The 15,878-nt window shown below is 39.3% G+C and carries 16 protein-coding genes; 12 read left to right on the plus strand and 4 right to left on the minus strand.

What is annotated here, in order from left to right; all coding sequences use genetic code 11:
- Positions 1–131 precede the first annotated feature (131 nt).
- Positions 132–479, plus strand: coding sequence for a hypothetical protein (locus F0226_RS21120; protein ID WP_171737484.1), 348 nt, complete (start codon positions 132–134; stop codon positions 477–479).
- A gap of 172 nt (positions 480–651) precedes the next feature.
- Here F0226_RS21120 and F0226_RS21125 read toward each other — a convergent pair whose 3' ends face one another.
- A complete protein-coding gene (locus F0226_RS21125; RefSeq protein WP_171737485.1) occupies positions 652–807 on the minus strand; it encodes a hypothetical protein in 156 nt (51 codons plus the stop codon).
- Positions 808–1,073: 266 nt separating this feature from the next.
- Between F0226_RS21125 and F0226_RS21130 the strand changes: the two genes are divergently transcribed.
- The 6 genes from F0226_RS21130 (at position 1,074) to F0226_RS21160 (ending at position 7,060) form a co-directional block, all read left to right on the plus strand.
- Positions 1,074–1,742 (plus strand): hypothetical protein, encoded by a 669-nt coding sequence (locus F0226_RS21130; protein WP_171737486.1) that lies wholly within the window; start codon positions 1,074–1,076, stop codon positions 1,740–1,742.
- Positions 1,743–2,015: 273 nt separating this feature from the next.
- The gene (locus F0226_RS21140) at positions 2,016–3,194 is read left to right on the plus strand and encodes a site-specific integrase (RefSeq protein WP_171737487.1); all 1,179 of its coding nucleotides are present in this window, start codon (positions 2,016–2,018) and stop codon (positions 3,192–3,194) included.
- Between the two features lie 72 nt (positions 3,195–3,266).
- Positions 3,267–4,235 (plus strand): hypothetical protein, encoded by a 969-nt coding sequence (locus F0226_RS21145; RefSeq protein ID WP_171737488.1) that lies wholly within the window; start codon positions 3,267–3,269, stop codon positions 4,233–4,235.
- A 142-nt stretch (positions 4,236–4,377) separates the two neighbouring features.
- Entirely contained in the window at positions 4,378–4,557 is a 180-nt protein-coding gene (locus F0226_RS21150) for a helix-turn-helix domain-containing protein (RefSeq protein WP_253820882.1), read from the plus strand.
- On the plus strand, positions 4,550–5,791 hold the full coding sequence (locus F0226_RS21155) for a VapE domain-containing protein (RefSeq protein WP_171737489.1): 1,242 nt from the start codon (positions 4,550–4,552) through the stop codon (positions 5,789–5,791). Before F0226_RS21150 ends, F0226_RS21155 begins: the two co-directional genes overlap by 8 nt.
- A 222-nt stretch (positions 5,792–6,013) precedes the next feature.
- A complete protein-coding gene (locus tag F0226_RS21160) occupies positions 6,014–7,060 on the plus strand; it encodes a hypothetical protein (protein ID WP_171737490.1) in 1,047 nt (348 codons plus the stop codon).
- Positions 7,061–7,273: 213 nt separating this feature from the next.
- Here the strand turns inward: F0226_RS21160 and F0226_RS21165 are convergent, their stop codons facing one another.
- Both F0226_RS21165 and F0226_RS21170 read right to left on the minus strand, forming a co-directional pair.
- Entirely contained in the window at positions 7,274–7,996 is a 723-nt protein-coding gene (locus F0226_RS21165; protein WP_171737491.1) for an NYN domain-containing protein, read from the minus strand.
- Positions 7,997–8,064: 68 nt separating this feature from the next.
- A complete protein-coding gene (locus F0226_RS21170) occupies positions 8,065–9,936 on the minus strand; it encodes a hypothetical protein (RefSeq protein ID WP_171737492.1) in 1,872 nt (623 codons plus the stop codon).
- Positions 9,937–11,069: 1,133 nt separating this feature from the next.
- Between F0226_RS21170 and F0226_RS21175 the strand changes: the two genes are divergently transcribed.
- The 5 genes from F0226_RS21175 (at position 11,070) to F0226_RS21195 (ending at position 14,812) form a co-directional block, all read left to right on the plus strand.
- Positions 11,070–11,261, plus strand: a complete 192-nt coding sequence (locus tag F0226_RS21175) for a hypothetical protein (protein WP_171737493.1) — start codon at positions 11,070–11,072, stop codon at positions 11,259–11,261.
- A 144-nt stretch (positions 11,262–11,405) separates the two neighbouring features.
- A complete protein-coding gene (locus F0226_RS21180; RefSeq protein ID WP_171737494.1) occupies positions 11,406–11,858 on the plus strand; it encodes a hypothetical protein in 453 nt (150 codons plus the stop codon).
- 149 nt (positions 11,859–12,007) lie between these two features.
- Positions 12,008–13,621 (plus strand): hypothetical protein, encoded by a 1,614-nt coding sequence (locus F0226_RS21185; protein ID WP_171737495.1) that lies wholly within the window; start codon positions 12,008–12,010, stop codon positions 13,619–13,621.
- 294 nt (positions 13,622–13,915) lie between these two features.
- Entirely contained in the window at positions 13,916–14,266 is a 351-nt protein-coding gene (locus tag F0226_RS21190; protein WP_171737496.1) for a cupin domain-containing protein, read from the plus strand.
- 165 nt (positions 14,267–14,431) lie between these two features.
- Entirely contained in the window at positions 14,432–14,812 is a 381-nt protein-coding gene (locus F0226_RS21195; protein ID WP_171737497.1) for a hypothetical protein, read from the plus strand.
- A gap of 25 nt (positions 14,813–14,837) precedes the next feature.
- Here F0226_RS21195 and F0226_RS21200 read toward each other — a convergent pair whose 3' ends face one another.
- Entirely contained in the window at positions 14,838–15,806 is a 969-nt protein-coding gene (locus tag F0226_RS21200) for an IS30 family transposase (protein WP_171737498.1), read from the minus strand.
- Positions 15,807–15,878: the final 72 nt, after the last annotated feature.

Below are 15,878 nucleotides of genomic sequence, written 5' to 3' on the forward strand. Positions count from 1 at the left end.
AGATTCCCAACGCTTGGCGTTTTCGGTTTGATTCAACTTTAGTGTTTACGGCACAATGGTTTAGGTAGGGTGGTGGCGTTGCTCACTACTTAACGCGGCGTTATGTTGCTAGGGAGAATGTTAGGGTTAACATGCTTAATTTATTAAAGTTTTTGGTTCTTAGTAATCTAATTTCAGCAGCGATTGTCGTTGTGTTTGAGCAATCTACAGGCTTATTTGGCTTAAAGTTCTTGTCTGATTATGCATTTTTCGTGGTAATGCTTCTGTGGGGTGTTGGTGCTTTGTTCTTCATGTATCCTCCCGAAGGTGGTTTTGGTAACGATAAAGCGGAAAAGGTTACGGGTTCAATGGTTGATAGCTCTGTAGCCAACGAAATTGATGAAGAACGGTTTTCATCAAATACGATATTTTGCGTCAAGCTTTTAATCTCTGGTTTACCAGCCTTTTTGATGTGCGTAATGGCAAGCACCGCAACATAACAAGGCGTTTAAGGCAGATTCGCAACGCTCAGCATTTTCGGTTTGGTTGAGCTTTGGTGTTTTCGGGGTATGGTTAAGTTTAATGGCGGTGTTGCTCACTACTTAACGTGGCGTTATGGCTTAAAAGTTGTTAAACCTTAGAGCAGTATCTAAGGTTTATAACTGGCAGGTTTTATGAACAAGAACCACAACATCCACTAGGCGTTTCATGTTTGATTTCTTTCTCTAACTTAACGCTTTCTTGAGGTGTCTCTTTTGAGGTTAACTGGGTTTCCTCAGTAGTTTCTGTTTCTTTATTTTGAAATATCTTCTTGATTGAAAATGTCATATTAGTTTCCTCAATGATTCAGCGGTAATGGAATTAGAATACCAGAGTAAATTAGTCAACTATTGATGTGGCACATGTTTTATGTTTTCTCGTGCCAAATCGTGTACGCCATAACAAGCAATTCAAGCAGACTGTCAACGCATGGCATTTTTAATTCGGTTTAGTTTCAGTGATTTCGGTGGTAGATTTGAGTGTATTGGTAGCGTTGTCAGCTACTTAATTGGGCGTTAGGCATTTATTGTCCTTTGACTATAAAGAGATAAATAATGATTGAATATGAAGTGTTTCCAAAACTTGAGAAGGTAATTAACGAGCTTGGAGACGATGAGTTATATGCTCGACTTGATGAACTGAAACTTGGAAGTGAAAGGAAAGATCTTCTGTTTGCTGTACTGCGTGGTGAAGTATCTTTGCGCTTTCACGAAAAGCTCGATATTTACTTATATGTAATAAGAAACATACTTCCGTCAGAATTCGAATTATACAAAATTGACTCTCACTCATACTCAAAAGGTATGACAGAATATGACCCTGCAAAAAACGGTCAGAATTTGATAAAGCATGGTTTGTCTTTTAACGAAGTTACGAGCTACTCTGATGGAAAGTTTGGAGTACTTAATGTCTATTGTCCTGCTGATGAAGGAGAGAGAATCGTGACCTTTTCTCCTCTAGTACCATTTAAAAATGGTTTTAAACTATCTCTACCGATTAATGAATCTGTAAATACAAAAGAGTCATATGTTGTTTCGATAGTACAGAGTACTGGTAGTGGATTTAGATTTATTTCCTCTAGGTGTATGAGTAGTAAAAAATATAAAAAAACACTAGGTAATGCACTGAAAAATATTTTTGTTGATGATCCAATAGCCAAGTCAAAGTTGGTAGAAGAGTGTTTGGTGATCCTAGAAAGGGACTTGTTCCCCAAACATGACTAACAAACTGTTCAAGAGGGATTCGCAACGCTTGGCGTTTTTGCTATGCGTTGGTTTTAGTGATTAAGGTGGAATGCAGCGGCTTCGGTATTGCGTTGCTCACCCCTTAACAGTGCGGTTCGGCAATGTAACGCAATGAACGACTATGAACTGAAGTGATAAATTAATCGAATAAATACAGTTAGATAGATGTGGTTTGTTAGTTCGCTGTTGTTCAGTGGAATGCCTCAGGTTACAATTTTTCTGCTACATATTTGCTACACTAAGGATTGTGTCATGGCATTAAAGCAGAAGATAACCAACAGCTCTATTAAAAATCTCACCATTGAAGACAAGCGTCTGAATGATACTGAAGTCAGCGGTTTTCATGCGCGTATTTCCCCAAAAGGGACGGTGAAGTATTACCTGTACTATAGAATCAATGGTAAGCAGCGAAACTACTTTTTAGGCGCGGCTAATTCATTAACGCCCGCTCAAGCCAGAGATTTAGCCAAAGAGAAGTCTGGACAGGTCGCCAGTGGGGAAGACGTTCAAGAAAGCCGTCACGAAGCTAAGAAATTAGAAGCCCGTGAGGGATTAACGTTAACCCGTTTCCTCGATGAACATTACCAAGACTATTTGATCGCTCTAAACCCTCGAACGGCTCACCAATCATTTAATTCAATCAAGAATACGTTTGCTCACTTGGGTGAAAAGCGCCTGTCTGATATTACCGCTCGCGACATTCAAGAGTGGTACACCCACAAGCGTAAACAAGGACGAGCACCCGCAACAATGAGCCGTACCTTTATGTCGTTCAAAGCGGCACTCACAAGAGCGGTTGAATGGGAGCTACTAGACTCTCATTCACTGGATAAAGTGAAACTGGTCACTGAGGACAATACCCGTGTGCGTTATCTTTCTAGTGAAGAAGAAAGCGCCTTACTGACAGCACTTGATGAGCGTAACGATAGGCTAAGAGCGTCCGGCAGTGAAAAGCTATACACAGACTTTTTTAAGCCGCTTGTAATTACTGCTATAAACACTGGTGCTCGTAAAAGTGAGCTACTGAGTTTGTCTTGGGAAGATGTATCCTTTGAGAATCGTTATCTGACGGTGAAAGCTGAAAATGCCAAGTCTAAGAAAACTAGACGTATCCCACTCAATGACACCGTGTTTAACCTACTTAGAGAGTGGCGAGCACAAAACTCCAATCAAGTTTACGTGTTTACCCCTAATCACCGAGACTCTGCGCTTCTGATTCAATACCCTTGGCAGTGCTTACTGAAAGCGGCTGATATTTCTAATTTCCGGTTTCACGATTTACGCCACCACTTTGCGAGTAAGCTTGTGACGAATGGTGTGGATTTGAATACGGTTCGTGAGCTGTTAGGGCATTCTGATTTGAAGATGACCCTTAGATATGCTCACTTAGCGCCAGAGCATAAAGCTGCGGCTGTGAACCTCATCGGATAGTCAGAGTGTCGTCATGTGGTTGCTACCATCAAACCATTAAGCTAATCATTCAATGGTTATGGATGATGATTAATGGACGATAACAGGGATTACATACACTTAAACGAACTGGAAAAGTTAACGTCACTCACTAAAGAACAAGTGTTTGATGCGGTTGAACGTGGGGTGTTTAGGCTTCACGCTAAAATTGACTGTCCAAATGCAGCGGCAGTCGATAGCCATAACGTGTTGCTCTATAGCTTGCATGTACGCGGCTTCATAGAGTTAACCCAAAAACAATCTCTTCAGGTCTTAGTAGGTGAATGCCAGTTAACACGGTTTGAAGCCTTGCCGACACTGGCTTATGCTAAACCGAGACTCATTAAAGAGGCTTTCCCGAATGCGGTTAAAGGTCAGTTTAATGGCATACACGAACAGCGTTTAAGCGCGAAGAATATGGTTTTCATCGTGCCAAAACTGGCTGCGGTGTACCCAGAGCAAGAAAGCATGATGCAGATTGCTGAAGACAAAACCAGTCAGGGACAGGTATCAAGCCTAGTTGGGCTATTGACGGCATTCACTGAAACCATCAGCGAAAGCACCAAACAATTATCATCTGTACCTATAGGCTTACAAGCCAGTGATATCAGGCTTTGCACAAAGAATTTAAGCCAGAGTTTTAACCGAACATGGCAAGAGTTAAGCCGTAACGATAACCGGTTACCTAACCACACTAAGCCAGCTACCCATTCAACGTTAAACCAAGTTGAACAAGGCTTGCAGCCAGATGTTGAAACGCATCCTATCAGGCTCATTATTCATAATGTTCTGTTGAATCACCCTAAAGCTACGCCGAAACAAGCTTGGGAGCGAATAAAGAATGAACATGAAGCGCAAGGTGAAACGGCTCGTATCTATGACGTACACAGTCAGCTATCAGAAATGAAAGACAATGCGCTTTGTTATTTTGCTAAAACAGGGGATGCCGAGTTAACCGTCACTTACGCTCACTTTCGTAAAAATCTATTCTATCAAGTAAAGAAATCAAAAAAGTTAAATTAGCGGTGTCAGGGCAAACGTCAGCTGACAATCTGACTGGTTAACGTTGAACCTCAATAAACAAAAAGAGGCAACCAAGACCATGCTAGACACTCAACAAACAAAGCGCGCTTACACAGAACAAGAAACCTAGACTTACATCGGCATGAGCCGTTCATTTCTACGCCAAGCTCGTATGGAAGGGCAACGCAAAAACAGAACGGATGCACCACCCTTTATTAAGATTGGTCGCGCGGTTCGTTATCTCAAAGAAGATTTAGACCGTTGGCTCGATAACCACACCAAACTAGACCACTTATCACAAGAGGAGTGCTTCCATGCTTAAAGAGCCAGAGTTCCCTCATGTGAAATACTCCGAGTCCGGTAAAACCATTGTGCTGAATACGGCTGATAACCTAAAGGCGTTACTAAAAAGTTCAGGGTATGAAGCCAAGCTCAACAAGATGACCTTAGAACCAGACATATTTAAAGGTACAGAGTGTATGGGCTCACCCGACACGGTGAGGAGTGAACTGATTTCAGTGGCGTCTATCCATTCATTGCCTAAGCTTGCAATTGATGACCATTTTAACGCCGTTGCTTTAGAAAATAGCTATCATCCTATCAAGGATTGGTTATCAGGTGAGTGGGACGGACAGCCAAGAGTGGACGCGGTGTTAAGCTGCTTAGGGGCTAAGAATCCACAGCTTGCCAGAATCGTATTGCTACACTGGTTGGTGGGCTGTGTAGCATGTTTACTAGTGCCTAATTTCAAATCAAAGCTCGTTCCTGTGCTGCAAGGCGAGCAGTCCTTTAAGAAAACGGCTTTTGTTGAGCGTATTGCTAACGTGATGCCAAGTGCCTTCTTAGAAGGGGCAGAGCTAAACCCTGATAACAAAGACAGCGTCTTATCGGTGATACGTTCGTGGATAGTTGAACTAGGGGAGTTGGAGCGTTCTACAAAAAACTGCCAAGGCGCACTTAAGGCGTTCGTTACTCGCGCTCAAGATACGGTGCGTCCACCTTACGCGAGAAGTGATATTAAGAAGTCACGACAAACCAACCTGATTGCTACGGTTAACGGCACAGACTTCCTCAAAGATGAAACAGGCAACTCACGTTACGCGGTCATTGAGCTGGTGGCTGAAACCAATATGGACAAGCTTAATGAGTTGCTAGGATGGGATTATCAAGTGACGGGTGAGCTGACGCTGGCAGAGCCGGAGAAACTGCGCCAATTCTGGTTAGAAGTGAAACACCTATTCTTAGTACAAAAACACCCTTGGATGCTTTCATCTGACGCTCAAGCCTTGGTATCAAAAGAATCGGCTAAGTACGTTGATAAAGGCACTTGGTACAACATGCTCAACGACCAACTAGAAACCTGCCATGGTAAGGCTAGGGAATGGCTCACGACTAAGCAAATCTGTGATTTACTCAAAGTCGATGCGTCGAAAGGTAACGTGGTTGGTAAAGCCTTAAACCAACTGCACAAAGAAGAAAAGCTAGATAAGAAAATGCTCAATGGTTCAAATCAATACTGCTTTCCTACCGTTATTCCCCACACTCCATTTCTGTAAGTTGCGATTTCTACCCCACTTACCCCACTTGAACCATGATTAGGTGGAGTAAGTGGGGTAACTTTCGGAACTTCTATAAATCAAAACCCACTGAAAGACTGAAATTTGAGGAAGCTCATCGCAAGTTATTCATTAGCTGAAAGTATTCCGATCATCGTCACGGATATCTTTGCTATGAAATGAAAAGATTAATATGCAGTCAGTTGCTTTTTTGGGGTGTAGATGCTAATTCCATTTGGTATGAAAGATAAAAAATTGTTCGATATCAGTGAAGTGGTTAAAGGTCGGGCGTGTGATTGTATTTGCCCTAGCTGTAAGCAACCGCTGAGAGCCAACAAGGGCGATCCAGAAAAGAAAATTCACCATTTCTCGCATGATCCGAAATCCCAAAAAGAAGGGGAGACACGAAAAGACTGTGAGTATTCATTCTTTGTGGCTGCCCGCTTGCTGATTAAGCAAAGATTTGAAGAAATGGAGAGCTTAGAGCTTCTACTGCCAGATGGGGTTTCCTACATTTCGCAAAAAGATATTGTTGGTGAAACTCATACGAAACCTTGTGAGTTTGCGGTTAGTAAGACCGTCAGATTGGATCATATAGAGATAGAAAAGAAACACTTGGGCACTGAACTTGATGCAGTAGGGTACTGTGGAGGCTATGGTCTGGGTATTCACTTCTCTTATGATGGTCGATTACCATTAGATTTAGCACAGAGCCACAGAGATAAAGCCATAGTAGATATTGACCTAACAGAGTTACGGTATATCTACCAGGAGCTTAAACTTGAAAAGGATACAACATTTATTGATATTGTTTTGGATTATGCGCAGCACAGTGGCGACAGATCATGGCTCTACCATCCCAGACAGGTTTTGAGAGAGGAGGAGAGTCAATCACAGCTCAATATTTACATCGAAAAATACAATAGGTGGCTGTTTAGGAAGGATGGAAATGGTCACGATGTTTATGAACAATATTATGGTCAAGGCGGTCATTATTGCCAAATTTGCAAGCGTGCTTGGCTAGACGATGTCTCAGAGCCTAAGTGCCCAGAATGTGACCGTTCAGGGAGGACGTTTGGACGTAGAGCTGAGATTCGAACATTTAAGGACCTAGTTCGATTACGAAATGAAAAAATATGCTTAAAATTTTTTTCATGTAAAACGGATGAGTTTGAAGACATATGCTCAGACTGTTATCAGGCTTATCGAAGCATTGGAATTAAATCATTGGATGAGATAACCAGAAGTATTATTAGGAAATACTATTAAGTGGGATGATTTTAATATGTCTGCTAATTGGGGATCTGTGAATAAGTGTACCTTTTAAGTAAGGAATGTTATTGCTAACATGAAAATACCCCGTAATTCAAATATAGAACAAGCGATGGAATACACCGCCTGTTCTTTACTAAATCCTTATCTGTAACTGATGCTGGTCATTTAAAAGGGATCGGTTGAGTGAAGACCAATATTTACTTCTAACTACACGCAGATTTCAGTAATACGGTTTTCACCTGTCTTAAGGCTTTCAATCTTTACATAGCCTTTTTGTTCCATATTACTGACCAGTTTCATGAATGTTTTAAATTCTGTGTTATTTACTTGAAAACTTGGATCTAACGCTTTCATTCTGTCGTTTGCGATAGAAACGTTGCTTGGTAATTTGCTTTGATTCATATTCCTGACTGCACTGATAAATAATTTATCAAGGTTATCAATTACAGTTATATCTTGCTTCGACTGGAAGTCCTCTACAAACAGTAAGTTGTCGAATGACTTAGCTATGATAGCCCTGTCTTTATCTGCTTTTTTACAAACGAGCCAGACTTCTCTACCAAATTTTCGTAACTTATCAGCAATTACTGTGAAGTCCGAATCAGTTGTCATGAAACAGTACCTATCGATTTTTGGGTTGTCATGGTGAAGGCTTTCAAAAGCGTCTAAGCTAAGTAAAAGATCTGCCCTGTTTTTTTCCTTTCCGATTTTGGGTGTATCGATAATATTAAAGTTATGCTCAACTATTTGAGCCTTAAGTGACTTTTTTGCTATCGCTTGATTACCATATGCTGCTTTTATAGCAAAAATACAGTTATCTTCGTCATCTGCACTTAGGAATGAGTTCATTACGTCTTCAAGTTGAAAGTCGGTAGACGTTATGTTTTCCATATCTATATATACAGCGATATTAAAATTCTTTTTTTTCATTAGTTTGTATTCCGGAAATAGATCTTCATTAGAGTGAATCAGGCAATGGACAGCCACTGCCTAGACTGTTAGTGCTTCGCTAGCTCGTAGCAGAGCCTGAAGCCAGTTTTCATTCCTTTATACTTTCCAGTTGAATCTTGAGGACCGCTAGACCGTAACACATAATCGTTCATATAGAACGAAGTGAGGCTGGACGAACGTATTTGAACACCTTCTAGCAGCCATTCACAAAAGAAATTTGAGTCAATAAACTTTAACTCATTTACTTTGAAGTTATTTAAAGGCTGCTGGTATCGAAGGTGTAAGCTGTCAAAATCACTCTGAGGCATGAAGGGGGGATGGGAGTGATATACATCACCTACGCCGTTAACAAATGACATATCACTACCTTGTCCTCGTTTGGGCTCCGACCAATTCTCTCCTCTCAATGACTTATATTCAGAGCAGGTTAGAAGACGTAGAGGAGTGTCCGTTTGTTTTTCCATCCAATTTACATAGGCTAAAACATCAAAGAATGTACATGATGCCGGTAGAGTTATATCTCGTTCACTATTGACTGGCGCAAGTGAGTCACCTTGTCGGTTCTCACAGTAATCAGGGTGTTGCTCTAGGAAATAGATGAGATCGCCAATGGTTATTAGCTCCGAAACCATCATTTCTTTTTCATTGATAGATACTTGAGTGAAATCATCTAGACGCGTATTAGAAGTCTTATTTACAGAGTGATAAATCCCTTTGTCTTGATAATACTCGCGTAATATAGTTTGGGAACCAGGGTAGTTTGAAGCAGTGCCACCATTAAGGTAGTAGTGCTTTTCTGAGTTGTGTTCATCTAACTCCCTGTTACCTTCATAATCGAAGTAGTACCAACGTTCAAAGCGATAATCCTCTATAAAACTTGGTATATCGGCGCGCTTCAAATTGTTGCCGAATAGCTGATGGTTGAACACTTTTCCGCGTTGATTTTTGATGACAAAGTCATAGTTTCCACGATCATCTGACAAGAAAATCAAATTATCATTGTAAGGCAAAACTTTTACCCAGCCAGAATTTCCCTCTTCTATGAGTTTAGTAAGTAACATTTGCAGATATTTATCAGATTTTAAATCTTTTTCCACATCTTCTGCTGGGACTTTATTTGATGCATAAAGCTTTATGTATTCTTGCTGTGAAGGAATGTCGGTTAAAGTATTTCCGAGAAGGTGGTAAATACTACTAGACCCGTTTCGGTTCTGTAGAAGTATAAGTTCAAGAATTTTGACAGAGACTTGTTTGTATCGAATTTCCCTTTTTTTCGGTTTAGCTTCTTTAGTATTTAAAAAGTCTAATAAGCTAGGGAGACCTGATTGATCTATTAAACGCACTGTGATTTCTGTTGTTACATCAAGTTCAAGCAATTGTTGCTGGCGATAAGGCAAAGTAGAAACATCAAAGTTTTCCTCTACTGCTCGCCTGATATGATAGTTGCCTAATATAATGTCAGACCAATCTCTATCCTCGTGTAAAGCATTGTGTAAGTCTTCACGGTGCCAACTAACTGGTCCAGAAAAGTCGAAGTCATGCCCAGTGAACAACATCTGAGGAGTAGCTCCTTCAAAGAAGAACAAACGTTCAGAAACTAGCTGGTGGCTGAAAGGGAAATACAAATTGTAATCACCGCCATTCAAATGCTTGAGTAAATCCTTTCGTTTTATAAGGTTGTTGGTTGCCATAAATGGAAGCATCGCTTCATGATACTCTCGTTCATAGCTAGCAAATCCACCTTTTATCCCTAAGCGCTTTGCAATAGCGTTTAACTTTGTTGTATGAGATATTTTTTCTCTATCTTGACTTGTTTTCTTTGCTGATATTTTAAGTTGTTCAGGCGATAAACCTACGATAGGAACTATGTGGAATTTTTCTAGAGGAATATAAATAGTTGGAATTGATTTGTTAGTCATTCTAAAACCTTTAATAAAAAAGTTAGTCCCATCACTTTTATGTGACGGTGTACTTCCGACTATGAGGTCCGAGAAGAATGATTTGATCGTAAATGATGAAGTGTTTAATTAACGATATGAGTGCTTTGTTTCGTAAGAAGTACATTACAAACCGCAGGTAAGCCTCAGCCCTGAAGTTAACATAAAATAAATTTATATTTGAGTCAACACTATATTTTTTAGTTTGGTATAGATATTTCCATAAAATCTATATGAATTTACATAGAAAACAAATAAGTATAGAGAAAGCAAGACCAGCACCATCATGCTTAGGCATGAGGATACGTCGTGAGGTGAATGTAGCTCCTTAGGCAATAGGCTGTTGAATTAGTTTCATCGAACTAAGTAACAAAGCCTTATAGAAATCATGTGGATAATGTATCATATTTACCTTAAATATCATCATACTGTCGGTTGAAAATGAAACGATTTATTTGGTTTCCATGTAATACATTGTCAAAGAGAATTAATAAAGACATTAAGGATACCTTTCACAAAAATGACAACTTTCTCAGAAATCGATGGGGGATGATAGAATGGAATATAGTTCGATGGTCAACTGAATATCTTAAGTATTCATTTAGAACATTGATAGCATTTTCACTTGTCGCAATCCTCATTAGTTTATCCATTTCCTTGATGATATCGCTAACGCCATTAGATTCAATTGAGTGGGAAAAGTACTCAAGGTGGCAAACAACTTTTCTATCAGGTCAATTGACAGTATTGGCTGTTGTCTACCCATTGGTTGTAAGTTTGGTTAGTGTTCTATTTCAAAACAAGGCAGATAAGAACGCAATATTACCAATCTACCAAATATATTCTGGATTTATGTTCGCTGGACTGAGTGGTTTGTTTCTGTCTGCATACCTTGTCATTGGGTACATAATAGAACCATATATCAGTGTGATCTCATATTCAGCGTTCTCCATCTCATCAGCTATGTGGGTTTTACTTAATATTTCACTAACAGCTTGGTTCTTTGTGCAAACATTCAAAATTTTGGATGACTCTTCTAGAGAGAAGATCATGTTGCGATTTACGATTTACGATTTACGATTCAAGAATCATGTATTCATGACGTTAAAGGAAGATTGTCATCTCTGCTATTAGAGCAACCTTCTGCTCTTGGTGTTGTTAAGGAAAAATATGGTGACATTAAAATTAAGTCCGCGGTTTCTTTTTACTTAAATAAAGATTGCAAAGAAGTTGTCCGAGGTAATCTAGAAGGGAAGCATATTGTTGATGTTAACTATACGTTAATTAACTTGGCGTTACAGATCTAGTCACTGCTTCTCAAAAAGAATAAGAATAAATCTGACCTTAGTTTAGATTTATCCCCTGTAAAAATAAATGGATATTTTCGTCTTTCTAGGTATCAAGGGTTTGAGATAAATCCACTTGTGAGGTTTATAATTAAGCATTCATTTATGTTTGCACCTAAACGAGCAAACAAAAAACTAAAATTATCTACAATCGTTGATACTTTTGTTGGCGCTGCTCACGACTCTATAAAATCTGAGAATTCGAGGGAGTTTTCTGAAAACTTGGATGTACTTGCGAATGCCCATTCTGAAATCGCATCAGTACTATCATTTATTAATGATAACGATAAGTTAGATAATTGGATGGTTCTTCCTTCCAACTCATTTTTGGGTCGAAATTATTTAGATGAATTTACGAGTGAATACTACCAACTGGCTAGGTTGGCAATTGAAAAGTTTGATCATAGCTCATCATTCTTTCACGATATGCTTTATCTCTACCAAAAAATTTATGCTCGTAGAGACTCTCTGGTTAAACAAGAAATAAACTCACTGCTCCAAGGTGCTGGTTTTTGCTTATTGACTGGAGAAGGCACAATAGACAAATCGATAATATGAGAACAGAAGCCGACTATAATCGAATGCTCTTAGACTTTGTTGGATACTGGGAAGGTTGGCAGTATCGAATCGATCCATCCAAGGTGGTAATCTCTGATTACGATGAGAACTTGTTTGCGTCTTCATGTCACCTCAAAGAGACAATCACTATGATCTCCGTATCTTTACGTGCAGGAAACATTGAAGCGTTAGAATGGAGCGTTGACATATTGTGTAGATGGCGACAATCGTTCGATATTGATGATTATCCATATAGAGCACCATCATGGCACTCCTCTGCTCTAAATCTTTATTATTTGAATCAACCTCTAGATAGCCCACAGTGGCATGCTGCTCTTAATGGCTTAGAGTTCAATCAAGGCGACGTAAATATAGTTTGCTTTAGCAATGTAATTAAGGACTTGAGGCTAATCGTCATTTGTGAACTGATTCGGGCATCAAATAAGGAAAACGTTGTCAAAATCAAAACGCTGGTAGATTCCTTAGTAAAGGATAGTGGTGGCTCGAATGTCCCTGATCCTTTAAGGACTGCTTCTGATATCATTGGGGCATATATTCGCCAATTGGATTGGGGGAAGTATAGCGATAATGCTTATGGAAACTGGCTAGGAGAATGCCGTAGATTATTTAATGATTCAGATAATGAAAAAAAGGTTTCAGGAAGAGTATACACATCTCGTGGAAGATCAAATGTTCAAAGTCAAAGCGAATTTTTTGTACAAACCGCCATCTACTTTTCACGTAAAGAATGGGTATTGACACCAGAGCTTCAATCTACAATATGTTCAGAGCTATTTAGCTATAAAAATCGTGAATCTATCCTGTATGAATTGAATGGTTGGATTTCCATTGCAGAAGGGTATACGAAGACATTGATTGCTGAGGAAGATAGTACTCATATATCAATATTATACAGTAATGAGGACGCAAGAGATCTTATCGAAAACTTTATAAGGTCTATGAAACAAGCAATTTCAGAAATTAAAGAATTTCAAAAAGAAAGTTTGAGACTTGCTCAAATAGATTTATCGGTGGTAGAAGGATTTTCTCAAGAAGCATCTAGATATTTTTTGGATGAAGATAAAAAAGATTTCTACCCTCTATCATTATTTAAAATTGAATTATTTGATTGTCTTGAACCTGGTTACCAGCGGGAATACACATTCACAAATGTAGACAAGTATAAATTTACAACTGAAATTAGATCTGGTAGTGAAGGCTCTAATAAAGAATTTTATGCAAACTTCTTACCCGATAGAATAAAGTTAGAAATTTTTCGTTCAATATTTGATTTTAATTACCTCTATCACTTACAGTGTTATTCTGCTGAGAAGGCGATTGAGTACATCGTTGAGTATATACCTAGTGTTGAGAATCCTATTCTTTTTGTTAGCAGTTCCTCGGTATTAAATCTGCTAAATAGAGCTACGTATCAAAAAGAGTTGTTGATAGGTTTTGATATCAGTTATGGAAGAAGAAAAGAAAAAAATTATATATGCACTCTGGAAGGATGTGATATTTATCGTGCACAGTACAAGGATGTGAAAGACTGTTTCTTAATTAGCCGTGATGTCCTAGATACTATCGCTGTTCAAAAAACTAATGATAATGGTGTAGTCAGCGTTGAATACGGTCTAGAGCACAAAGATCATCTTTTTGGTTCAATAAAATATACATATTCGATGGATGTCAGGCTTTCTGCTGAGCCTGGATTATCTCGAAGTATGCGATTTACAGTTCACGATAACCTTAGATCGATGTAAATAGAGTCTTACCTTTTCATTACACAAAGAATACTTTACCTAATCCAATTTAAACAAGTAGTGCATTTGCACTAACTTGTTTCTGTCCAAATATGAGTTAGGATTAGTGTTTTTCAGTGCAAGTATGTAGAACTAATAAGCTACATATTTGCTACATTACCTCTGTTTTTAAGTTTTATCTTGTAGTTAAGTTTTTGAAAATAATAGTATTATTGTATTTTGTGGCTCGCCTTAATAGGGCGTTATGGCGCTCAGTAGATATCCGGAAAATAATCAAAGAGGAATTCGGAAAAGATGATACGTAATTTCTACACTTGCGATAAAGAAGTCGACGAAAATAGCCATGATGGAGAAGGTTCAATAGATATCTATCGTGCATTCCGACGTAAAGATTTCGATGGTGCTTGGGATTTTGCCATCCGTGTCGTTATGTCACCTGGAAGCTCTATGGGTGAGCATACTCACGGAGATGATGAAGAAATGTATATCATTTTGAAAGGTGAAGGCACTATGACCATTGAAGGTCAGGACAGAAAAGTGGCTTCAGGAGATATGATAGTTAATAAACGTTTTGGCACCCATGGTTTGGTTAATACATCGGACAATGAAATTGAGTTACTGATAATCCAAGCAAGTCTAAAATAAATCGCCATAACAAAGCGTTTAAGACAGATTCCCAACGCTCGGCATTTTCAGTTTGGGTCAGCTTTAGTGTTTAAGGTGGCAGGTTTTAGGTAGGGTGGTGGCGTTGAGTACGAAAGTATGTAGTTATGTACTGTCTACTTTTTGTGGGGTACACCAGAAATACATATGAACTTATCAGACATAAATCTTAGACCAAGAGATATCAGGCGAGTAGTTGAACCTGACTTATATCGCATTGAATGGGACTCCGGTACAAATCGAACCAGTGAGTGGGTTACGGTTTCAACAGAGACGGAATTCGATATTTCTAAGCTTGATACATGGTTACTATCCAAACAAATTGATTTAAATGAAAGTGTCGTATGGGTATCGCGCACATGGCTAGTAAATGAAAGGACTATGTTCAGTAGTGTATTAGCAGAGTTGGGTAAATATTTTACGGATGAATCATTTTATTTGGTTTCTGCGCAGAAAAAGTGGCTAATAAATTATGATTGCATAGGTATTGTACGGTTCGGTTACTTCCCGCACGACAATATTACTTAGTATCAAGTTTGAAGTGCGACACTTTCTACAGATGCGCATGAATATACTCCAGTGGTGTTCTATACCCAAGCCTTTTACGTGGGCGCGTGTTTAATTTTTCTGCAATTTTATTGCAGAGATTCTGTGTCACATGTGACATAGATGTTCGCTTTGGTAAGTATTGTCGTATTAATCCGTTAGTGTTTTCATTGGTGCCCCTTTCCCATGAGTGGTATGGGTTTGCAAAGTAAAACAAACAGTTATGGAACCTTTCTAGCTGTGCGTAGCCATGAAATTCTGTACCGTTATCTGCTGTAATTGTCTTAAAAGGTAAATCTGAACGGGTCATGATTTTACTCATTCTGACATTGAGTGATTCGCTTGTTCTATCGTCCATTTGACCTATAAAAGTGTAGCCAGTCATTCTATCGACTAAAGTGACAATACAATGCTTGGTTCCACGCCCGACAACGGTATCAATTTCCCAGTGACTAGGCTCCTTTCTAAGCTCAGCTGTCGCGGGTCTTTCGGCAATGTGACGCTTGTTCGCCAGCCGTCCTCGGCTGTCTTTTGAGTTGTATCTTTTACGTCTTTGTTTAGTTGATTGTCGCAGGTGTTTCCATAGCGTTCCGCCGAGTACTTTGTCATTCCAAACGTGTTGATAAATGAGCTCATGGCTCATGGTTGGATAGCCTCTAACTTTTAGGTAACCGACGATTTGGTCAGGGCTCCAGTCCAGTCTCAATAAGGCTTCAGGTAGTTTGAAATCAAGTTCGTCATAGCGTTTATTTCTACGTGAGCGACTCAGCCGGTTACGAGCCATCTGTTGGGCTCTTTCGGGTTGGTATGAGTATCTATTGAAGAACTTGTTGTAACGAACATTACGTTCGATTTCTCGGTATATGGTTGCTTTGTGACGACCCAGTTGTTTGGCTATTTTAGCGGTACTAATTCCTTGCTTTCTGAGTGCAGAAATCATATACCTTTCATTCTCAGTGAGGTGCGTGTATTTCATGTTTTTTACTTCTTGGCGGGAGCAAACTTCATGATTATCGCACCTTACTGTTTTTATGTTCAGAGGTGTCGC

Origin of the sequence: Vibrio sp. 99-70-13A1 (genome assembly GCF_013114625.1) — a bacterium.
Taxonomy (GTDB): Bacteria; Pseudomonadota; Gammaproteobacteria; order Enterobacterales; family Vibrionaceae; genus Vibrio.